Here is a 21,814-nt window from a genome sequence, read left to right on the forward strand (position 1 = left end):
GGGCTGCTTTCTTGTTGTTTAGGAAAGTTGTGGATAAGTGGCGCGCAGGCGTGTGGCCCGAATGTATGCGAAAAACAGCATACATTGTGCTCACATGCAGACGTGTGACCCCAATGTATGCGGAAAACAGCATACATTTGCTGGCGCGCAGGCGCATGGCTCGAATGTATGCGGAAAACAGCATACATTTGCTGGCGCGCAGGCGCATGGCTCGAATGTATGCGGAAAACAGCATACACTTGCTGGTGCGCAGGCGCATGGCTCGAATGTATGCGGAAAACAGCATACAATTTGCTGGCACGCAGGTAATCTCATTTACCCGCAGGGTGATTTTGTTCAAATATAAGAAATTATATGTTTCACACGATAACCTATCCTTCTATTTCTCGCTGAAACGGGTGCCGTCCCTGAACAGACGGCAAAGCCGTTTCCACTTGTTGTATGGTATTTAATTGAACCGCCTACGGCTGAGGCACCTCAGTCTTCAGATACTGCTCCGCCGCATCGTCCAGCAGGTAGCCGTTACTCTTCATCAGCTTCATGAAGCCGTCAAGCTTCTGCAGGAAAGCACTGGTAGTGCTGTTCTTGGCCAGGATGCTGGTGTAGGCCTTCTGCGCCTCCAGATCCATCTCCAGATTATCGTAATGGAAGAGCGGGGTGTTATTCTGGCCGTAGAAGGTGTTCACAGCATACTGGTTATACAGCTTCTTGACGGCCTGTACCCGGTTGGAAGTGGGATAGGTCTGGATGAATTGCTCCTGGGTCAGCGCACGGTCGGCTACCTCGCCCCAAGCAATGATCAGCCCGTTATCCTTGGAAGAAGGCAGATCTGATTCAGCCGCCATAATGGAAATATAACTGCTGATATCCTCCGTTACATAAGGCTTATATTTGCGGTAAGCCGCATAATCAATCACCGGGTAAAAGCTGCCCTCGGCGGTATCCAGCTTGTATCCGCTCTCTCCCGCATTTTGCAGCAGGGCGCGCAAAGCGGCGTTATCCGTACTCTCAGCCAGCTTCTCCATGCTGACTCCCCCTCTGTAGACGGCGAGGAGCTTCCGCTGGACCTCGCTGCTGCTGAATTTCTTCTCCCAGGAGGGCAGCAGCGCCTTATGCAGGTTCTCCAGCTTCAGCGTCAATACAGTCGCCTGATAAGGAGTGACTGCGTATAGCTTCGTCTTCATATAGGCAATGGTACCCGGCAGGTTACCGCTGGACAGCAGCGGCAGCGCGCCCTTATAGACCGCTTCTGCATGGCTGGCAGTCTTAGCGCTTGCAGCTGCACCTGAAGTGCCTGTCCGGCTGCTTCCACTGCCTTCGGCACCAGCCGGGACGGCTGCGCCTGCCTGAAGCCCTATGAGCAGGGCGATTGCGGCGGATAGAACGGCATGCTTTTTCATTCGAGTCTCCTCCTGTTTGGAATGGATGTGGGTTACAGGCTCTAAGATGGGAAGAATATGAATTTCAGCCCCAGCCCTCCGGCAGCGGCCAGCGCCAGACTGACCCAGGGCGAGACCGGAATCACCGGGAACAGATTATCGAGGAATATGCCGGCGAATACCGCAATCACAGCAATTCCGATGTAGATGCCCAGGGCCTTAATGTCGAAGGTCTTGGGCTTCGGACTGTCGTCCTCCGACAGGGAGGCCATCCATTTCATAATCAGCTCAACCAGCAGGATGGAGCCTGCGCCGACGACGATCAGCGTGAACAGGCTGAGCTGGCCGAAGAGTTCGTGCGGACCGCCGCTCCACTGTGTAATCAGGCCGGCAATGCCCATCGTCCCGAACAGCAGGGTCAGAGCGGACCAGGAGATCATCATAGAGTTCTTCAGCCGGCTGCGCGGTGTGCGCGGCGGGACACTGTCCATCACATCCTTGAAATAATCACCGGGCTTCTCGCCAAAAATCTGCTTGGCATTCTTGCCCTTGGCTTGTCCCTTCAGCAGCAGCTCAGCCGCCTCCAGCAGCAGCTCCTCTGCACGTACAGCATCTACTGAACTGGCGCGCATCGCCAGAATCATATCTTCGTAATAAGAGCGGTTAGACGGCGTCATCTGCTCCCGCAGCAGGTTGTTCTGCTTAATCATAGCTTTGACTTTCATAGTGTGGACCTATACCTCCAGCATTGAGTGATCAGGATACCTTCAACCTAGAGTATACGTTTGTGCACCAGCCGTGTGCAAGGACAACGTTCGTTCACGAAGGTCTGAATAATCCTTTTGGAAGAGTAAACACTGAAGAGGTGGTGGCTTCACCAACTATAGCTAGAGGGAAGGCAGGGAGCGTTATGGAACAGGAGAACAAGCAGGAACCCGGCAAGGCTGTGAACGACGGCACCGCGCCTGTACCGACTAATGATGTGGGGGACTGGGGCAATTCTGACGGCTTCAGCCTATGGGATGCTGCGGGGCAGGGCCAGGAGAACGGGCTCGGGGATTGGGAAGGCCGGCAGGAGACACACGACATGTTTCACGACAGCTATGACTGAGTGATGCCTAAGCGGGTATGGGCCTCTTTTGCTCCTGCGGGAGTGGAAGGGGCCTTTTCTCCGGTAGGGCTGACGTAAGCGGCGGGCTTCATGCGTATTGACAACAAATTAGCACAGATATTATAATAGAGATATTAATCATACTAAGTTAATCGGAATTATTATAATTTAAAATAAATCAGCCATTTAGGGGAGGACGCCGCAATGGAACGGAATATCATCATCCGGCATAACGGAGAGGAACTGACAGCGAGCATACATTATCCGGCCGCAGACCGGGCAGGGACAGGACGGTGCAAGAACCGGGTGCCGCTTGCAGTGATCTGCCATGGCTTCGTGGGCAGCCGGATCGGTGTCGACCGGATCTTCGTCAAGGCAGCCCGTGAGCTGGCGCAGGATGGCTATATGGTAATCCGCTTCGATTATGCGGGCTGCGGGGAGAGCAGCGGTGATTACGGCAGTGAGGATATGGAGTCGATGATCGGGCAGACCCGGGCGGTGCTGGATTACGGCATCAGCTCGGCCGATGTGGATCCGCAGCGTGTAACGCTGATCGGACACAGTCTGGGCGGTGCGGTGGCGCTGCTGACCGGCGTCCGTGACCGGCGGGTGAAGAACCTTGTACTGTGGTCAGCTGTCGGTTATCCCTTCAATGATATCGTCAAGATTGTCGGCAGGGATGCCTTCGACCGGTCGGTGAAGAGCGGTTCAGCAGATTACGCCGGCTATTCGTTCACTCCGGTATACTTCAATTCCCTGGCTGCCTTCCAGCCGTTCCAGGAAGCCGGGAAGTTCAGCGGCGATGTGCTGGTCATCCACGGAACCTCCGATGATGTGATTCCTGTAGATTATGCGTTTCTCTACCAGAAGCTGTTCTGGACCCGGCCGGAAGGACGGTGCGACAAGGAGATTATTTTCCAGGGCGATCATACCTTCTCTTCGGGTCCGGCGCAGGAGCAGGTGCTGAAGCGTACCCGGGATTGGATGAACCAGCAGGAGCATCTGCAGGAGGAATGGCAGAACTGGATGATATAGGAGCGGTAACGGCACTCGCAATGGCTGGGAATTAGCTGTAAAATAAAGGGGAAGACCATACCGGAAATGGAGGCTCTTACCCTATGAAATTACCGGCCTTTTTCATTGCGCATGGCTCCCCGCTGCTGGTACTTGAGGATAACGACTATACGCGTTTCTTGCAGCGGCTGGGTTCGGATCTGGGGAAGCCCCGGGGCATTGTGATCTTCTCAGCTCATTGGGATAGTCCCGAGCAGCTGATCACAGTGGACGCACAGCATGAAACGCAGCATGATTTCTACGGGTTCCCGGAAGAGATGTATCAGCTGAGTTATCCTGCTCCAGGTGATCCCGCACTCAGCCGCCGTATTTCGGAACTGTTCAAGGATAGTAATCTGCCCCATCAGCCCGTGCTGGGCCGTGGGCTGGATCATGGTGCCTGGGTCATCCTGAGGACCATGTTCCCGCAGGCGGATATTCCGGTCGTGGCCTTATCCGTGGATTCACTCCGCTCGCCTGAGGAGCAGTACAACATCGGACGGATGCTTGCTCCACTGCGTGAGGAAGGTGTCCTCCTTATCGGCAGCGGCGGTCTGGTGCATAACCTCAGGCTGCTGAAGCAGAAGGATCAGCCGGAGCAATGGGCGCTTGACTTCGACGGGTGGATTGCAGAGCGGCTTGCGGCCTGGGATCTTCCCTCCCTGTATGCGTATGAGAAGCAAGCTCCGCATGTGAGGGAGGCCGTACCAACCTACGGCAAGGAACATTTCATCCCGCTCTTCTACGTAATGGGTGCAGCCGATGAAGGCAGAGCGGCACAGTTAATGATTCAGGCCTACCAATACGGTACGCTCAGCCTGAACTGCTGGATGTTTGATTAATATAGGAATGAATAGAGGGTACAGCTGCTATAAGGGCTGTACTCTTTTTGTGCTGCCGTTTCCACTTGACTCAAGACAAACTCTGCCAGCTATGATTAAATAAAGGAAGCGAGTTTCATAGAAGAGAATCGAGAGAAGCAAGCTGTAACTTACGATTAGGAGGAACAACGTGTCTATATCGATGAACCGTTATGTATCCCGTCCTGTATCTGCTCTGGTCCTTGCCGCCGTGCTGCTCTCTGCCTGTGGGGAAGAGCAGGCAACGCCTGAGCCCGTGCGGGTGGTAGCGCCTACGGCGCAGCCGCAGCCTACCGAAGTTCCGCAGCCTTCGCCGACAGCAACGCCAGCCCCGGCAATAGCGGTCTCCGTCTTAACAGGCCTGCCGGTTGAGGAGGAGAGCCTGCTCCGGCCGCTCGCGGTCATGATCAATAATGCCCCGGCGGCCCGCCCGCAGTCCGGGATCAGCGAGGCGGATATTCTGTACGAGGTGCTGGCCGAAGGCGGAATTACCCGGCTGATCGGTATCTTTCAGAGTCATGCCGGGGTGGTGAAGATTGGGCCGATCCGCAGTATCCGCCCTTACCTGCTGGATATCGGCGAGAGCTATGGCGGCATAACGGTGCATGCCGGAGGCAGTCCGGATGCCTATGCCATTCTGCAACGGCAGAAGAAGGCAGATATGGACGAAATCGGCCGCGCGGGGGCCTACTTCTGGCGGGACAAGGAACGCAAGGCCCCGCATAACCTGTACAGCAATGCCGCCAAGCTGCGGGAGGGGGCAGTGAAGCTGGGCTATGCGGAGAGCGTGAAGGTCCCTGGTTTTCTTTTCCATGATCCGGATTATATTCCTGTGGAGGGCACCCCGGCGCTTGCGCTGGGTGTGAACTTCCTGCTGAAGAGCTACAATGTCGGGTACCATTATAACGCAGAGCAGCGCACATACGCCCGCTGGGTGAATGGCAAGCCGCATCTCGATCTGAATAATAACCGTCCGGTGGAAGCGGCAAACATCATCGTGATGGGTTCGGACCATAAGGTGCTGGACGATGTCGGCCGGCTGCAGGTGGATACGGAGCTGGGGGGAGAAGCGGTGTTGTTACAGCGCGGCGTAGCGATGAACGGCAAGTGGTCGCGCAGCCCCGGAGACGTCATCCGGTTCGTGAAGAAGGACGGCAAGGAGGCGCTGATGTTCCCGGGGATTACCCATATTCTGATCGTTCCGAACAGTCCTTCGTTCAGCAGTCATCTCGAATACCCGCAGGCGCTTGCATCCCCCTAATTCCGGCTGGAGATTGAATGTTCGGATGATTATTTTCGTAAGTTGCAGGGAATTGTTATTATAGTGTAAAAAAGTTCGGTTTTTTGTCTTCTATCCCTTCTGTCGATATGATAAGATAACAAGGGTTGTCATTCATTTTCATGCATTTACATTTGGATGGCTGCATTTTTTTACGGCAATTTCATGTAAAGGGGTATAAAGCTAATGAGGCTCAGAAAAAAGGATATATTCTTTGAGACGCTGGAAAACATGGCTGACACCATTGTTCAGGCGGCGGATTATTTCGCTCAGAATATCTCGACTCTCCAGGGCAATGTGGAGAATTTCGCCGGGGAGATGAAGAAATACGAATCCCAGTGCGATACCTACACACACACTGTCATCAAGGAATTGAACAAGACGTTCATTACGCCGCTGGAACGGGACGACATCATGGATCTGATCACAAGCATGGACGATGTCATTGATGGGCTGGAGGCTTCTGCCTCGCGTTTCTATATGTATAACCTGCTGGATGCGGATGAGTATATTGTCCAGTTCGCAGAGATTCTCCGCCAGAGTGCATACGAGATCCAGAAGGCGGTTCATTTGCTCTCCCAGAAGAAGCTGCTGGCGATCCGCGAATACACCATCCGTCTGAATGATCTGGAGAACCAGGGCGACGAAGTCCTGCGTATCTGCACCAAGGCCCTGTTCGAGACTGTGAAGGACCCGATTGAGCTGATTAAGCGCAAAGAATTGTATGAGCGGCTCGAGACCACCACGGATAAATGTGAAGACGTAGCCAACATGCTGGAATCGATCATCATGCGTAACTCATAAGGGGCCTCAAATATGGATACATCTATATATGTACTAGCTTTTGTTATCTTTCTTGCGCTGGCGTTCGACTTCATCAACGGCTTCCATGATACCGCCAATGCGATTGCTACCTCTGTCTCAACCCGTGCGCTGAAGCCGCGTACAGCCATCATGCTGGCCGCTTCGATGAACTTTATCGGCGCCTTGATGTTCACCGGCGTGGCGAAGAAGATCGGGGGCAGCATTACCGATCCGACCCTGCTGGACAACGGGATAGACATTGTCACAGCGACGCTCATTGCGGCAATTATCTGGAATCTTGTGACCTGGTGGCTGGGTATTCCTTCGTCCTCCTCCCATGCGCTTATCGGTGCGTTAGCCGGTGCGGTGTATGTCGGGGCAGGTACAGAGCATATCAAATGGAGCGGGTTCATTGAGATCGTAGAGGGGCTGATTTTCTCCCCGCTGATCGCTTTTGTAATCGGGTATATTGTGATGACGATTCTGAAGTGGATCTTCGCGAAGAAGAGTCCGCATACGGTCAACAAGGGCTTCCGTTCGATGCAGATCGTGACGGCCGCACTGCAATCCTTCACCCATGGTACGAATGACGCGCAGAAGGCGATGGGGATCATTACCTTTGCCCTCGTCACCTCGGGACGGCTGGATACGATGGAGGTTCCGCTCTGGGTTAAGATTGCAGCGGCTACATCCATGGCACTCGGAACGTCGATCGGCGGCTGGAAGATTATTAAGACGATGGGCACGAAGATTTTCAAAATCGAGCCGATCAACGGCTTCGCGGCGGATATTTCGGCGGCCTCTGTTATTTTCACGGCTACGCTGCTGCATCTGCCGGTAAGTACAACCCACGCGATCACCTCATCGATTCTGGGTGTAGGTTCAGCCAAGCGCTTCTCCGCTGTCAAATGGGGAGTGGCCGGACGGATCGTGGTTACCTGGTTCATTACGATTCCGATCAGTGCCTTGCTGTCGGGAGTAATCTTCAAGCTCTTCTTCTAGGACTGAACAGAATAGATTGCTTGGACAAGATGTCACAGAAGCCATGGATGGCTTTAGGACATCTTTTTTTGTGTTCAGCGCTAAACCTCGGCCTAAGCGGAGGTTATTTGTTTTTCAAGAGAGGAATGTCACAAAAGGCTACACGAAACTGATAAAAAATGTTAATAGGCATAAAAAGAAAATGAAATACATCACATAAATAAAAGAAAATAACATATGAGAAATGAATTTTGCGTAGTATTATGTAGGATTTGGTAGTCTCTGAAGTAAGGTTTGTTTTAAGTGTTACCATTGCTGACAAACACCCGAATAGACAAAGGAGGCCTAGCTATTGATCGACTTTCATCAGGTAGACAAACATTACGGACAATTCCATGTACTGAAGGGCATTGATCTGCATGTTCAGGAAGGGGAAGTCGTTGTTGTAGTCGGTCCTTCCGGCTCCGGCAAGAGCACGATGCTGCGCTGCATTAACCGTCTGGAGACGATCACGAGCGGCGGATTAACCGTGGACGGTATAACTGTAAACGAACGCAAGACAGATATCAATACCCTGCGCAAAGAGATCGGAATGGTCTTCCAGCACTTCAACCTGTACCCGCACAAAAAAGTCATAGATAATATCACGCTGGCCCCGGTCAAGGTGCTGGGCTTAAGCAAAGCGGAAGCGGAGAAGACCGCCATGTATTATCTGGAGAAGGTCGGCATTGCCGACAAGGCAGAGTCCTATCCTTCCCAGCTATCCGGCGGACAGCAGCAGCGGGTGGCGATTGCCCGGGGGCTGGCGATGAAGCCGAAGATTATGCTGTTCGACGAGCCGACCTCGGCGTTGGACCCGGAGATGGTCGGAGAGGTGCTGGATGTCATGCGCGCCCTGGCCCGCGAGGGCATGACGATGGTCGTTGTGACCCATGAGATGGGCTTCGCCCGCGAGGTGGCGGACCGGGTCATCTTCATGGATCAGGGGCAGATCGTGGAAGAGGCGGAGCCGGAAGCCTTCTTCGCCAGCCCGAAGGAAGAGCGGACGCGTACTTTTCTCAGCCGTGTATTAAGCCACTAAACTAAATATATAGGAATCCGGGGAGGAAACCAAATGAAAATGTCCAAGAGCTTCAAGGTGTTAAGTGTGCTGATGATTGCGGCCATGCTGGTCATTGCCGGGTGCGGCAACAACAAGGGCAAGAACGACAATGCGGCAGGCGGCAACGCTGCCGGAGGAGCAGCCGCTGACTCTGCGGCCATTGCCAAGATCAAGGAGCGCGGCAAGCTGCTCGTCGGCGTGAAGTTCGATACCCGCCTGTTCGGCCTGAAGGACCCGGCCTCCGGCAATGTGGAAGGCTTCGACATCGATATCTCCAAGGCCATCGCTAAGAAAATTCTCGGTGACGAGAATGCCATCGAGCTGAAGGAGGTCACCTCCAAGACACGTATTCCGATGCTGAATAACGGCGAGATCGATATGGTGGTGGCTACCATGACCATTACGGAGGACCGCAAGAAGGAAGTCGATTTCTCTGACGTCTATTTCCAGGCCGGCCAGTCTCTGCTGGTGAAGAAGGGCAGCCCGATTACAGGCCTTGAGAGCGTTACGAAGGATACGAAGATCCTCGGCTCCAAGGGGGCAACCTCAATCAAGAATATCAAAGAGAAGGTGCCGGGCGTAACCGTGCTAGAATTCGATAACTACCAGGATGCCTTCAGTGCGCTTAAGGCGGGACAGGGAGATGCGCTCACTACGGATGATGCGATTCTGTACGGAATGGCCTCTCAGGACCCCGGCTTCGAGGTGGTAGGGAAGCCGTTTACCGATGAGCCTTACGGCATTGCGGTCCAGAAAGGCAACGCGGATGTAGTTAAGGCGATTAATGATACACTGGCTGAACTGAAGGCGAATGGGGAGTATGATGCCATCTATACGAAATGGATTGGTAAAGCTCCGGCTAAATAAGCCTGTTCCAAGCAAGAGCTTGCTTCCCTCAAGGTAAGAACGCATAAACGGGTTTCACACGAAATTCTCGTAGAAACGGTACCGCCTTGTCCAAGGACGGCAACGCCGTTTCTACTTGTTTGTAGAAACGGCGGTCATGCCGGGCAGGAACGAACTCATCTACAGGTAAAGGCAGGTGAACATTGATGGATTTCTCAATATTAACGAGATACTTCGGACTGTATATGGAAGGCTTCTACGGTACGCTGCTGTCCAGTGTGCTGGCCCTGATCGGCAGCTTCCTGATCGGCGCGGTCGTTGCCGTCTTCCGCATGACTTCAGTCAAGGGTCTGCGCTGGTTCGGCGCGGTGTATGTGGAGTTCATCCGCAACATCCCGCTGCTGCTGGTTGTGTATATTTTCTATTACGGGCCTTCCGCCCTGGGCTTCACACTGGACGGCTTCAAGGCAGGAACCATTGGACTCGCCGTATATACCTCGGCCTTCATCGCCGAAGCGATCCGTGCCGGAATTATGGCCGTGCCCAAGGGACAGATGGAGGCGGCACGTTCCTCCGGTCTCAGCTACATACAGACCATGCTGCATATCATTCTGCCGCAGGCGATCAAGCTGGTCATTCCACCGCTCGGTAACCAGTTCATTAACCTGATTAAGAACTCCTCAGTATTGACTCTGGTGGCCGGTCTTGATCTGATGTACTTCGCCGACGGGATCTCTACTGAGACTTACCGTACCTTCGACACCTACATTTTCGTAGCGGTATTCTATCTGGTGCTTACGCTTCCGCTCAGCTACGGCGTGCGGATCTGGGAGCGCCGGCTGCAGCGCAAATATTAAGAAGCATCATAAAAGGACATCTGAAGCTAAAGGAGGGATATTATGGATTTCATAGGGGCATACTCTGCCGATAATCTGAAGTTTCTGCTGGACGGATTGTATGTGACGCTGATCGTTGCTTTTGTATCGATCTTCCTGAGCTTTATCATCGGCTGTTTTATTGGTGTCATCCGCTACTCGGAGGTGCCGGTGCTGTCTCCGGTCATGTTCTACCTGGTGGAGCTGATCCGTAATCTGCCGCTGCTGCTGATCATCTTCTTCATCCGCTTCGCCTTGCCGGAGGTCGGGATCAAGCTCGGACTGATTACTGCAGCCATTGCAGCCCTAACCATCTTCGAAGCGGCGATGATTGCCGAGATTGTCCGCGGCGGCTTAATGTCGATCGACAAGGGACAGATTGAGGCGGCGCGTTCCTCCGGTCTCAGCAGTGTACAGACCTTATGGCATATCGTGCTTCCTCAGGGGCTGCGGCGGATGGTTCCGCCACTGGTGAGCCAGTTCATCTCCCTGCTGAAGGATACATCACTCGCCGTTGTAATATCTTTGCCGGAGCTGATGCATAATGCCAATATTGTCATCGGCCACAGCTATAGCTATGCCATCCCTACGCTGGCGCTGGTTGCCCTGATTTATTTTGTCGTCAATTACCTGCTATCGCTGCTGTCCAGAAGGCTTGAGCACAGAGCGGTATAACCGGAGTGGAATGAGGATTAAGCCATATTCAATCCAGTTCGGCTATGATACTATAGTTGTCAACCTCTCTAGGCAGGAGCAGTGGCGATGGGACAATCGATTCTGAGAATGAAGGCGGTACAGATTCTGCTGGTGGCCGCCGTTACTGCGGTAGCCGGAGAATTCAAGATCAACCCGTTTGACGGAGATATCTTCCGGATTGCCATGGGCAGCAGCGCCTTTCTCCTCTTCCTGCTGTTAATGAGGCAGCTGCCGTATATCCGCACAGGCTGTGCTGCCGGGGTGGTTGTGCTGCTGTTCCGGGCTGCGATGGATATGGTGGAGGGAAGCGGACTGACGGTAGAGCAGAGCCTTAGCAGCCACTTCTCGGCAATGATCTATTACATGGTGTTCGGCGCACTGATGCGTGTCATCAAGAGCCGGATCGATACGTTTCATCCGCTGGTGCTGGGCGCGGTTGCCGCGCTGATCGATCTCCTGTCGAATGAAATGGAGCTGCTGACCCGGCTGATCGTACTGGATTCGGCTACCTTCCGGCTGAACGAGTGGACGTATCTAATGGCAATTGCCGTCCTGCGTACGTATTTCACCACCGGGGTATATAGCAGTATCTCTGTCAGCCAGCTGCGTATCCGTGAGCGGGAGCAGCAGGAGCGGACCCAGCAGATGCTCGGATTCGGCTCCGGCCTGTACGGGGAAGTGTTCTATCTGAAGAAGTCTATAGGCACCCTGGAGCAGGTAACGCTGAACAGCTTCGAGCTGTACAGCAAGCTGAAGGACGGGGAAGGCACAGGGCGTTATAGCCGGCAGGTGCTGGATATCACCCAGCAGCTCCATGAGGTGAAGAAGGATTCGCAGCGGATTCTGGCAGGGCTGGTGAAGCTGGTGGAGCGTGAGGTGAACGGGGACATGCCGTTATCGGACATTCTGAGGTTCGCGGTTAAGAGCAATGCCAAATATGCAGAAATGCTAGGTAAAGAGATCAAATTCCATATTCACATCACCTCCGATTACACAACCGACAGCTACATTCCTCTATTGACCCTGCTTAACAATCTTACCGCCAATGCGGTGGAAGTCATCCAAGGGACAGGCAGCATCCATCTGAACGCTTATGAGCAGGACGGCATGACGATTCTGACAGTGAACGATAGCGGGACAGGCATCGGGAAACGTGACCTCGGCCTGCTGTTCGAGCCGGGCTTCACCACGAAATTCGATGAAGAGGGCATCGCTGCCACAGGGATCGGGCTCTCTCATGTACGGGATATTGTGAATATGTTCGAGGGAAGCATTACGGTTCAGCCGGTATCGCATATCGGTGGGGCCATGTTCCAGATTACAGTGCCGAGCATTAAGCTGCGGAAGGAGGAATAGAGGATGCCGCTATCATTCTGTATTGTAGATGACGACGCGTCGGCGAGAAGAATGCTGCAGCATATTATTGAGGACAGCGGGCTTGGTGAGGTGACGGGTACTGCTGAGAGCGGACAGGAGGGGATAGCCCTGATCCTGAGCGAGACCCCGGACATTGTGCTGATGGATCTGCTGATGCCGGACCAGGACGGGATTGAGACCATCCTCTCTCTTCAGGCACAGGGCTGCCGCTCCAAATTCGTAATGATCTCGCAGATTGAGAACGGGGACATGGTGAGCCGCGCCTACAAGAGCGGAATTGAATTCTTCATCCGCAAGCCGATCAACAAGATTGAAGTGGAATCTGTACTATATAAAGTGAATGAACGTTACGCCATGGGCCGTTATCTGGATGAGATCAAGCTGACGCTGGGTAAGCTGGAGGGTCTGCAATTCGGACTGCCGCAGCTGCCGCCTGGCAAGCGTACCGTCAAGGAGATTGTCCAGCCAATTCTGATGAATATGGGCATGATCTCGGAGAATGGCAGCCGTGATATTATCACGATCATGGAGCTGGCGGTAGCCGAAGGGAACAGCGGAAGTCTTCCGTCCCTCAAGGAGCTGTACGAGCGGACCGCTGCCAAGTACAGACCGGTGCCTGCGGAAGCAGCCAAAGAGGTCAAGGCCATCGAACAGCGTCTGCGCCGCGCACTGGCGGCAGGTCTGACAAGTCTCGCGTCCATTGGTCTGACGGATTACGGGAATCCGAAGTTCGAGCATTATGCGCCGCTGTATTTCGACTTCGAAGAGGTGCGCCTGAAGATGAAGGAGATTGAACAGGGCAGAGATAGCGGCAAGGTGAAGGTGAACATTAAGAAATTCCTGCAGGTGCTGCATCTGGAGGTGCTGGAGGGCTTGGGCCGATAAGCTATATATATTGGAAAATCGGACCGGGCCGTTTGCCGTAAATGGCGCTGTCAACTATAAAGACAAGACCAAGAAACCTCCGGAGCGCTGGTCAGCGGGCTGGCGGTTATTTTTTTGCGCAGACATGCTGTACAATAGGAGGAAGCAACTAGAACAGCGCGGCTCTGCTGCGGATTGCCTACTTAGGGCGGAGGACTTATATTATGATACGAACACTTGCCGTTACGCATGCGGGCGAGATACTGACCGATCTGCTGCTTCAGGATATTGTCCTGGATGATTATGCCTGGATCTGGGCGGATTTCGCTATGCCGACGGAGGAAGAAACCTTGAGGCTGGACACGTATTTTCATTTTCACCCGCTGGCGATTGAAGACTGTATGCATGTCTTGCAGCGGCCGAAGCTGGATTATTACGAGGATGTGCAGTTCTTCGTGCTGCATTCGCTGAATGAGCGGACATTGGAGGCCGAAGAGATCGACCTGTTCCTCAGCCCGAAATTTCTCGTCTCCTACCATCATCAGGACAAGCCGGAGATGGAGGAAGCGTGGCAGATGGTCAAAGCTGAGATTCATAGCCGCAAGGGCTGGTCGGGCGGGCCGATGGCTGCTGCTTACACAGTGATGGACAAGCTGGTCGACAGGTATTTCCCGTCCCTGTATACGCTGGAGGATGAACTCGCAGATCTGGAGAGCCAGGGCGGCAACGAATCGGTGGAAGAACTGATGAGCCAGGTCTTCAATGTGCGCGGAAGATTGTTGAAGCTGCGGCGGACGATTGTGCCGATGCGTGATCTGATGTACCGGATCGTCAATTCGCAGCATGTGCAGAGTAACGGCGAGGAGCGGGTATACTTCGGCGATATCTACGATCATCTGCTGAAGCTGACCGACATGATTGAAGTTGACCGGGAAATGACCGCCGACCTGCGTGACAGCTATATCTCGCTCAACTCCAACCGGATGAACTCCATTATGAAGACACTCACGGTGATTACCACGGTATTCATGCCGCTGACGCTGATCGCCGGAATCTATGGAATGAACTTCAGGGTGATGCCGGAGCTGGAATGGAAATACAGCTATTTCGCAGTGCTGCTGCTTATGCTGGTGCTGGGGATCGGGATGTTCGGCTGGTTCCGGCGGAGCGGCTGGTTTAAGTAGAAGAAAAGCGCGTTAAACGCCGCCGCTTAGGAACGGCGGCGCTTAACGGAGGAAGGCCCACCGGATTTACGCTTCTTGGAGGTGGTATTGCGGCGCTTCGCGGCGGGGCGTCTTTTTTTGCGCCGTTTGGGGCTATAGAGGGCTGCATCCTCTGCGGCGGCGAGCTCTCCCGCTCCGCTTCCCTTGCCTTTGCCGAACCCGCCCATCATAAGCTTCACCATCGGAGCCATCTGTGAGAAGCCCTGCATCACCTTCTGCACCTTGCCCATGGTATTGACGATTCCGTCAATTCCGCCCATCCGGTCAACGATGCCCTTGATCTGTTCCATATTCGCCAGACTTCCGAGATTGCCGAGTCCGCCAAGCAGGCCTCCGGCCTTCGCGGTAGAGGCTTCTGCAGCAGGGAGTGCGAGTGCCGTATCGGTGACTTCAGCGCCGTAAGCAGGCAGCAGCTCAGGTTCTCCGGGAAGCGGGGCAGGTGTATAAGCAGATAGTCCCGGGTAAGGTGACGGATTGTAAGGTTCAGCCAGTGAACGGCCTTGCTGGCGGGAATGATTATAGTAATGCTGAGGCATAGGATCACATTCCTTCGTTAGTGGTTTGCTATACTGTATGTCATGGGCGAACAGACGGTATAGACGAATGCCCGGGTAACCGGGATACCAGCGGAAAAGGGCAGATGCCTATAGAGCGGCAGGCGGAAGTGAAGAAACCGTGTCCATGCTTGATTTCGCACGGTTTTGTAGTACTATGAGTAAGGCGGTCTAACCTGGGAGCCGGAAGTAGAGACGGGTTAACCCTGGTTATGGTGTGCGCCTGGGGTGGACGTTTGTCCATCGATTTCACTCTTTACAGCGTGAAACCGTTAATGCTTGAAAAATGTGCTCCAGTACAATATAGTAGAGGCAAGATAGTCACATTAAGTTAATGTTTAGGGGATGATAGGGCGATGCAGCTAAAGAAGCTAAACGATAAAAGTATCGATCAATTATTTGAGGCTATTTTAACATTGAAAAATATGGAAGAATGTTATGTATTCTTTGATGATCTGTGCACAGTGAACGAAATTCAATCGCTCTCACAGCGCCTTGAGGTTGCGCGGATGCTGGGCAAGGGGTCTACATATAATCAGATCGAAGCCGAGACGGGGGCCAGTACGGCCACAATTTCCCGTGTGAAGCGCTGCCTGAACTACGGCAATGACGGTTATAAGCTTACGCTGGAACGTCTGGGCCGATAATTTATGGTTCCGGGTGTATTGTTAATCAGTCACGGCTCCCGTGATCGGGCCTGGGTGTCGATGGTAGATGAGGCAGTGAGCCATCTCACGCTCCGGGAGGAGCTGCCGGTGGCAGTGGCTTTCCTTGAGCTGGTAGAAGGACGATTGATACAAGATGGAATTGATAAGCTGGAACATGCAGGGGTCACAGATATTATTGTGATCCCCTTGTTTGTGTCTTCCGGCAGTACGCATGTCGATGAGATAGAGTATGCTCTGGGCGCTAAGCCGGTTCCTGAGCGGGAGACCGACCTTGCGCCGTTCAGGGTTGCCGCGAAGGTTCATTACGGATATCCGGTCGATGACGATCCCGATATTGCACAGATGCTGTGGGATAAGCTCCGGGAACTGTCGCAGCATCCCGGGCGGGAGATGGTGCTGCTGGTCGGACACGGCAGCAGGCATGACGGCTTCCGGCAGCGCTGGGAGCAGGGCATCTCTTCACTTGCCGCGCGGGTACGGGAGATAAGCGGGCTGGCTGCAGCTGATTACGGGCTGTTGAACCCGGACAGTGTAAGAAGCCGGGTGGAGCATTGGCAGGAGCAGGGCTATGATGTGCTGGTGGCTCCGCTTTTTTTGAGTGAGGGGTATTTCACCAAGGTAGTTATTCCGCAGCGGCTGGAGGGGCTGCAGTATGCCTACTCCGGCCAGACGCTGCTGCCGCATCCGCTGCTGCCGCGCTGGATTCAGCGGCAGGTGGAAGCAGCGCTCCAGCGTCTTGAGGGTCAGCGTTAATTCGTAAGCGGGTAATGTAGCTGGCCCCTGACATTGCTTGTGGGGTACAGAATTGGGTATAATCAGTAAAGTTATCCATTATATAAACAGGTGGCGTTCCGGTAATGAAAACTGCGAGATTGATTTATAATCCCACTTCTGGTCGGGAAGAAATGAAAAGACGACTCGCCGATATTCTAGACCGGCTGGATATGGGCGGTATCGAAGCTACCTGCCATGCAACAACGGGAGAGGGCGATGCTACTGCGGCTGCAGCCCAAGCTGTGGAACGCGGCACTTATGATCTGATCATAGCTGCCGGAGGCGACGGTACGCTTAATGAAGTGATTAACGGGATGGCGGAGAAGCCGAACCTTCCCCCGCTCGGCATATTGCCGCTGGGAACGACGAATGATTTCGCGCGGGCCATGGGCATTCCGAAGAATTGGGAGGAAGCCTGCGACCTGATTCTGCGTCAGGAAGCGCGCCTGATCGATCTCGGCAAAGCCAATGACCGTTACTTCATTAATATAGCAGGCGGCGGACAACTGACGGAGCTGACCTATGAGGTTCCCAGCAAGCTGAAGACCATGATGGGTCAGCTTGCCTATTACCTGAAGGGGATCGAGAAGATGGCCAGCCTTGCTCCGCAAGAGCTGTACATCCGCGCGAACGGCCAGGAGATGATCCATGACGAGTTCATGCTCTTCCTGATCGCCAATACGAATTCGGTCGGCGGCTTCGAGAAGCTGGCTCCGGGTGCGCGCATCGATGACGGCTTGCTCGATGTTATTGCCGTTAAGAAATGCAACCTGGCCGAGTTCATCCGGCTGGTGCGTCTAACCATTCGCGGAGATCACCTGAATGACAAGAAGGTTATCCATTTCCGCACCGATGCCATGGAGGTAACCTCTCCCGGCTACGTACAGCTGAACCTGGACGGCGAGCTGGGCGGCACCTTGCCGGGCAACTTCAGCATCCTGCCGCAGCATCTGCGGATTTTTGCGCAGAATAGTTAGGTTGCTGTGGCGGGAATGGAACGCGCAGAATCGCTAGAAGTTCGAAGCTTTTGCGCTAACGGACTGGGCAGCTCTTATTTCGCCCAAAATTGCACTTTACGCATGCTAACGGACTCCAGCGCCTTTAGTTGCCCACTTTGGCCTCTAAAATGCCTATGGGAGAGGAGATAAGCGCTGTACGGTCCGTTAGCACGGCTGAAATATAAGTTTTATGGTAATTAACGTCCGTACGGTCCGTAAGGAAGAGGAGTGTGTTCTGTCAGTACCCTAATGATTAATGAGATGAATAGTGAAGAACATGAAAGAAGTGAACCTATACACATGAGTAAACACCGTAGCGGACGCAGCGCAAGCCGCCGGGAACAAAGGCCGGCCGCTGTGGCCGGATTGCCAGTGAATAAGAATGAGGAGGTCCTGCTCGATATCATCGGCATGACCCATGAAGGGGAAGGGGTAGGCCGCGTAGAGGGTTTTACCCTATTTGTGCAGGGCGCTCTTCCCGGTGAGAGAGTCCGGGCCAGAGTGCTGAAGACCAAGAAGCAGTATGGCTACGCCAAGCTGCTGGAGCTGGTGCAGGCCAGCCCCGACCGCATCGCGCCACCCTGCCCTATCTATGATCAATGCGGCGGCTGCCAGCTGCAGCATATGGACTACACCGCGCAGCTCGCATGGAAGCGGCAGCTGGTGGTGGACAACCTGCAGCGGATCGGAAAGCTGGAAGTGGCTGGTGTGCCAAGTAGAGGAGTAGTGGGCGGTAGCGTTGATACGGATGTTGCAAATGCAGGGGCAGAGCTTGCGGCGGTTGAAGGTGGTAGTGCGGGCGATGCAAGTTACCTGGCTGAAGGCATCCGCGTGCTGCCTACGCTCGGCATGGACGAGCCCTGGCGCTACCGCAACAAGGCACAGGTGCCTATCGGGGTAACCGACGGCGGTCTGGTCGGCGGCTTCTACGCACGCGGCAGTCACCGGATCATCGACATGGAGACTTGTCTGATCCAGCATGAGGACAACGACAAGGTCGTTGCCACCGTCAAGAGCCTCGGCCGTGAGCTGGGCATCACCGCCTATGACGAAGAGACCGGCCGCGGCCTGCTCCGTCACGTGGTGGTGAAGAAGGCGTTCCGCACCGGCCAGATGATGCTGGTGCTGGTCACGAACGGCCGGGATATCCCGCACCTGGACGCCTGGCTCGGCAGTATCCGCGAGCAGCTTCCGGCAGTGGTCAGCATCTGCCAGAACATCAACACCCAGCGCACCAATGTCATCTTCGGCAACGATACCCGCGTATTGTGGGGCAGCGAGGTCATTTACGACTACATTGGCGAGGTGCAGTTCGCGATCTCGGCACGGTCCTTCTACCAGGTGAACCCGGCGCAGACCGAGGTGCTTTATGGCAGAACTCTGGAATACGCTGCCCTCACCGGCAAAGAGACTGTGATTGATGCGTATTGCGGCATTGGTACCATCTCCCTATTCCTTGCCCAGCATGCGGATCAGGTGTATGGTGTAGAAATCGTGCCCGAAGCCATCGAGGACGCCCGCGCCAACGCGAAGCTGAACGGCATGAACAACGTGAAGTTCGAAGTCGGCGCTTCGGAGGATGTCATCCCGGCCTGGAAAGAGCAGGGCATCACCCCGGACGTCATCGTCGTCGATCCCCCGCGCAAGGGCTGCGACCCGCGCCTGCTGGAGACCATCCTGCTGATGCAGCCGGAGCGTGTCGTGTACGTGTCGTGCAACCCATCCACCCTGGCCCGCGACCTGCGGGTGCTGGAGGACGGGGGCTACCGGACGGTGGAGGTTACGCCGGTGGACATGTTCCCGCATACGGTGCATGTGGAGAGTGTGGCGGTGCTGGAGCTGAAGTAGATGATAATTCGACATAAAAAAAAGCAAGAAGGCGCTCGGGAATTACTCCCCGCAGCGTCTTTATTTTTGCGCTTTTGCTTGCTATTCTGTGATGATTTTGTTCAGCAGCCTCTCTTTTCTGTGTAAAGCTGCTGCAGAAATCTGCCCTTAATGTGGGATTACCCGCCTTATCCGGATACGCCTATCAAACTATAATCAGGTTGTAAGCGAATACAGAAGGGATATATAGTATTTTCTAAAAAATATGAAAGAGGTGTTTATTTATGTTAAGGAAGTTAAAGTTATTAAGTGCATTATTAATTTTTTGTATGGCCAATCTGTTACCTGTCTTTCCTTTGACCGCAAGTGCGGCGGGTACCATTGTAAGCTATCCATTACCGTCAATCTATACCACGACCAGTCAATACACGGTAACAGCAGACTCTACCAATATACCGGTCATCGACACTTCGGAGGTATTTGTAAACTATAATTATTGTAATTTCTCTTTTTCAGGTACGACTACAATCACAATAACAGCAAGCGAGCCCATCAATACCTATAATATTTCTCCCAAAGCTTTGGGAATCACTGCAACCAAGAGCGGAAATACCCTTACCTTTACCCTTTCATCACCAACCTATCTTATCGTTAAAATCAATAACCTGAAGGATCTGGTTATCGCGGCAGATGCTCTTGAAACCAATGTTCCGGCGTCATCCGGTACAGGGATATACAATGTTAAAACCGGGTACGGTGCTGACAGTACCGGTGCTACTTTGGCTACACCTGCCATACAGAATGCCATCAATGCGGCTAACGCAGCAGGCGGCGGTATCGTATACGTTCCAGCCGGAGTGTATAAGAGCGGTAACATTGTTCTAAAAAGCAATGTCTCGGTTTATCTGGAGGGTGGTTCTGTTATAAGGGGGTCAGGAAATCCAAGCGATTACACTACCCATTTCCATAAGAATTCCCTGAATAAGGATGGGACATGGTTTATTTATACCGAAACCAATGCCAACAATATTAAGATATACGGCAGGGGAACGATTGACGGTAATGGCCATTATATGAGAAATACAAACAATTATCTGAACAATATTCTTGTACCCTTGCAGTGCAGCAACTTCACGGTTGACGGCATAACCATCAGAGACAGCGGCGGCTGGGCTACAATCGTTACAAGATCTAATAACGTAACTTTCCAGAATACCAAGCACTTCAACAACAATGAACTTGATTATGAAAATGATGCAATAGACATCCAAGAGAGCCAGAATGTACTCATCAAGCACACTGTTGCAGTATCGGAGGATGACACCTACTCCTTTAAGACCTGGGATGTAGCCACTACGGATATCGCTGCCAACTGGCCGGGAACTCCTGAGAACCAGTCCAATGTAGTTGTCGATGATGCTTTGGCCTGGAGCAGATGTGGAGCATTCAAGGTGGGAGATGGAGTGAAACAGCTTCAGGATGGCATTGTTGTTAAAAACTCTTTTGTATACCGGTGCTGGCGCGCTTTAGCGGTAGGTCATCTGTATGGAACTCCGGCAGCACAAAACATCGTATTTGACAATATCGATGTAGAAGGCTTCTGGCCAAGATCCGGTGTTCACTCCAGATGGTTTGATCTGTCGGCCAAAACCGGCCCGATCAAAAATGTGGTCTATAATAATATCAATTTACGCGCTTTGGGTGAAGTTTCCATCATGAAGGGCTGGAGTGACACTGCTACTGTCTCGGGAGTTACTTTAAACAATGTCCGCGTCGGTGGAGTTGCGGTAAATAATTTGACAGATTTGAAAATAACAGATACGAACAGCTATGCTGCAGATCCCAAATTCAACACATTGAAATTTGAAGCGGAAGGCTACAACCTTAGTTCAGGAGTTATCTCCTATGAGTCAAGCACGGATGGCGGGCTGGATGTTGGCGGGGGCAGCAATGGCGACTATATCGCCTTTAAAAATGTTGACTTTGGCAGTACCGCTAAAACAAGCATTGATCTGAAGGTTGCATCTGCTAACTCCGGCGGTAGAATCGAATTCCACTTGGACAGCCCTACAGGCACGATGCTGGGTTATTGGACGGGAGAAAGCACCGGCGGATGGCAGTCATGGTCCCTCAAGAATATCCCGATTAGTGCCGGGACAGCGGTAGGAACCCATACGGTATATGTTACTTTTGTGAAGTCAGATTCAACCACAGTTGCAAATTTAACCTGGTTCCAGTTCAAATAAAATGCAAACGGTTTGATGTAATTGCAATAAGATGGATCAAGGGGTATATCAAATGATATACCTCTTTATTCAGCTAAAGGACGTCCTCACTAGTGTTGCCTAAAATTTAAAATTGTTGACAATTGGTATATTTGCAATTTATACTAAACATATCCATTTACGGGTGTCATTCACCGTAGTGAAGTAGAGCATTTTCAGCAGGGCTTTATCGCTTGGGAAAATGCTTTTTTCTGCTTTTCATTCCTGCACCGAGTCATATTCCGCCTCCAGCATTCATTGCAGCATCTCTGCAAACAA

22 protein-coding genes are annotated in these 21,814 nt (G+C 53.1%); 19 read left to right on the plus strand and 3 right to left on the minus strand.

What is annotated here, in order from left to right; all coding sequences use genetic code 11:
• Positions 1 to 29 precede the first annotated feature (29 nt).
• Complete coding sequence (locus tag MKY12_RS01825; RefSeq protein WP_339253456.1) at positions 30 to 452, plus strand: hypothetical protein; 423 nt, start codon at positions 30 to 32, stop codon at positions 450 to 452.
• Between the two features lie 9 nt (positions 453 to 461).
• Here the strand turns inward: MKY12_RS01825 and MKY12_RS01830 are convergent, their stop codons facing one another.
• Together MKY12_RS01830 and MKY12_RS01835 are read right to left on the minus strand one after the other, a co-directional pair.
• Positions 462 to 1,400, minus strand: coding sequence for a hypothetical protein (locus MKY12_RS01830; RefSeq protein ID WP_339312677.1), 939 nt, complete (start codon positions 1,398 to 1,400; stop codon positions 462 to 464).
• A 41-nt stretch (positions 1,401 to 1,441) separates the two neighbouring features.
• Positions 1,442 to 2,104: a DUF1129 family protein gene (locus tag MKY12_RS01835; protein WP_339312678.1), complete on the minus strand. Its 663-nt coding sequence runs from the start codon at positions 2,102 to 2,104 to the stop codon at positions 1,442 to 1,444.
• Between the two features lie 185 nt (positions 2,105 to 2,289).
• On the opposite strand from MKY12_RS01835, the gene MKY12_RS01840 reads away from it, so the two are divergent.
• The 13 genes from MKY12_RS01840 (at position 2,290) to corA (ending at position 14,411) form a co-directional block, all read left to right on the plus strand.
• The gene (locus MKY12_RS01840) at positions 2,290 to 2,490 is read left to right on the plus strand and encodes a hypothetical protein (RefSeq protein ID WP_036730918.1); all 201 of its coding nucleotides are present in this window, start codon (positions 2,290 to 2,292) and stop codon (positions 2,488 to 2,490) included.
• A 204-nt stretch (positions 2,491 to 2,694) separates the two neighbouring features.
• The gene (locus tag MKY12_RS01845) at positions 2,695 to 3,525 is read left to right on the plus strand and encodes an alpha/beta fold hydrolase (RefSeq protein ID WP_036730916.1); all 831 of its coding nucleotides are present in this window, start codon (positions 2,695 to 2,697) and stop codon (positions 3,523 to 3,525) included.
• An 83-nt stretch (positions 3,526 to 3,608) separates the two neighbouring features.
• Complete coding sequence (locus tag MKY12_RS01850; protein ID WP_036730914.1) at positions 3,609 to 4,385, plus strand: class III extradiol ring-cleavage dioxygenase; 777 nt, start codon at positions 3,609 to 3,611, stop codon at positions 4,383 to 4,385.
• A 169-nt stretch (positions 4,386 to 4,554) separates the two neighbouring features.
• On the plus strand, positions 4,555 to 5,664 hold the full coding sequence (locus tag MKY12_RS01855) for a DUF3048 domain-containing protein (RefSeq protein WP_339312679.1): 1,110 nt from the start codon (positions 4,555 to 4,557) through the stop codon (positions 5,662 to 5,664).
• Positions 5,665 to 5,868: 204 nt separating this feature from the next.
• Positions 5,869 to 6,486, plus strand: a complete 618-nt coding sequence (locus MKY12_RS01860) for a DUF47 family protein (RefSeq protein WP_036730910.1) — start codon at positions 5,869 to 5,871, stop codon at positions 6,484 to 6,486.
• 12 nt (positions 6,487 to 6,498) lie between these two features.
• Positions 6,499 to 7,488 carry an inorganic phosphate transporter gene (locus MKY12_RS01865; protein WP_209875489.1) on the plus strand — a complete coding sequence of 330 codons (990 nt, stop codon included), beginning with the start codon at positions 6,499 to 6,501 and terminating at the stop codon, positions 7,486 to 7,488.
• A gap of 331 nt (positions 7,489 to 7,819) precedes the next feature.
• The gene (locus MKY12_RS01870) at positions 7,820 to 8,548 is read left to right on the plus strand and encodes an amino acid ABC transporter ATP-binding protein (protein WP_036693252.1); all 729 of its coding nucleotides are present in this window, start codon (positions 7,820 to 7,822) and stop codon (positions 8,546 to 8,548) included.
• Between the two features lie 33 nt (positions 8,549 to 8,581).
• Positions 8,582 to 9,436 (plus strand): glutamate ABC transporter substrate-binding protein, encoded by an 855-nt coding sequence (locus MKY12_RS01875; RefSeq protein WP_339312681.1) that lies wholly within the window; start codon positions 8,582 to 8,584, stop codon positions 9,434 to 9,436.
• A 185-nt stretch (positions 9,437 to 9,621) separates the two neighbouring features.
• The gene (locus MKY12_RS01880) at positions 9,622 to 10,272 is read left to right on the plus strand and encodes an amino acid ABC transporter permease (protein ID WP_143803770.1); all 651 of its coding nucleotides are present in this window, start codon (positions 9,622 to 9,624) and stop codon (positions 10,270 to 10,272) included.
• Positions 10,273 to 10,314: 42 nt separating this feature from the next.
• Positions 10,315 to 10,965 carry an amino acid ABC transporter permease gene (locus MKY12_RS01885; RefSeq protein WP_339312683.1) on the plus strand — a complete coding sequence of 217 codons (651 nt, stop codon included), beginning with the start codon at positions 10,315 to 10,317 and terminating at the stop codon, positions 10,963 to 10,965.
• A gap of 87 nt (positions 10,966 to 11,052) precedes the next feature.
• Positions 11,053 to 12,342 (plus strand): ATP-binding protein, encoded by a 1,290-nt coding sequence (locus tag MKY12_RS01890; RefSeq protein WP_339312684.1) that lies wholly within the window; start codon positions 11,053 to 11,055, stop codon positions 12,340 to 12,342.
• A 3-nt stretch (positions 12,343 to 12,345) separates the two neighbouring features.
• Positions 12,346 to 13,248, plus strand: a complete 903-nt coding sequence (locus tag MKY12_RS01895; RefSeq protein ID WP_036730902.1) for a response regulator — start codon at positions 12,346 to 12,348, stop codon at positions 13,246 to 13,248.
• 203 nt (positions 13,249 to 13,451) lie between these two features.
• Positions 13,452 to 14,411 carry a magnesium/cobalt transporter CorA gene (corA, locus tag MKY12_RS01900; protein ID WP_036730901.1) on the plus strand — a complete coding sequence of 320 codons (960 nt, stop codon included), beginning with the start codon at positions 13,452 to 13,454 and terminating at the stop codon, positions 14,409 to 14,411.
• A gap of 26 nt (positions 14,412 to 14,437) precedes the next feature.
• On the opposite strand, the gene MKY12_RS01905 is transcribed toward corA, so the two are convergent.
• Entirely contained in the window at positions 14,438 to 14,986 is a 549-nt protein-coding gene (locus MKY12_RS01905) for a hypothetical protein (RefSeq protein WP_036730899.1), read from the minus strand.
• A 374-nt stretch (positions 14,987 to 15,360) separates the two neighbouring features.
• Between MKY12_RS01905 and MKY12_RS01910 the strand changes: the two genes are divergently transcribed.
• From MKY12_RS01910 to MKY12_RS01930, 5 genes are all read left to right on the plus strand, one after another.
• Positions 15,361 to 15,651, plus strand: coding sequence for a YerC/YecD family TrpR-related protein (locus MKY12_RS01910; RefSeq protein ID WP_019913624.1), 291 nt, complete (start codon positions 15,361 to 15,363; stop codon positions 15,649 to 15,651).
• A 3-nt stretch (positions 15,652 to 15,654) separates the two neighbouring features.
• Positions 15,655 to 16,425, plus strand: coding sequence for a CbiX/SirB N-terminal domain-containing protein (locus MKY12_RS01915; protein WP_339312685.1), 771 nt, complete (start codon positions 15,655 to 15,657; stop codon positions 16,423 to 16,425).
• Positions 16,426 to 16,529: 104 nt separating this feature from the next.
• Entirely contained in the window at positions 16,530 to 17,423 is an 894-nt protein-coding gene (locus tag MKY12_RS01920) for a diacylglycerol kinase (RefSeq protein WP_036730895.1), read from the plus strand.
• Between the two features lie 321 nt (positions 17,424 to 17,744).
• A complete protein-coding gene (rlmD, locus tag MKY12_RS01925; protein WP_339312687.1) occupies positions 17,745 to 19,292 on the plus strand; it encodes a 23S rRNA (uracil(1939)-C(5))-methyltransferase RlmD in 1,548 nt (515 codons plus the stop codon).
• 263 nt (positions 19,293 to 19,555) lie between these two features.
• On the plus strand, positions 19,556 to 21,517 hold the full coding sequence (locus tag MKY12_RS01930) for a carbohydrate-binding protein (RefSeq protein ID WP_339312688.1): 1,962 nt from the start codon (positions 19,556 to 19,558) through the stop codon (positions 21,515 to 21,517).
• Positions 21,518 to 21,814 lie beyond the last annotated feature (297 nt).

This window comes from Paenibacillus sp. FSL M7-0896 (assembly GCF_037975415.1).
GTDB classification, from domain to species: Bacteria; Bacillota; Bacilli; order Paenibacillales; family Paenibacillaceae; genus Paenibacillus_AQ; species Paenibacillus_AQ silagei.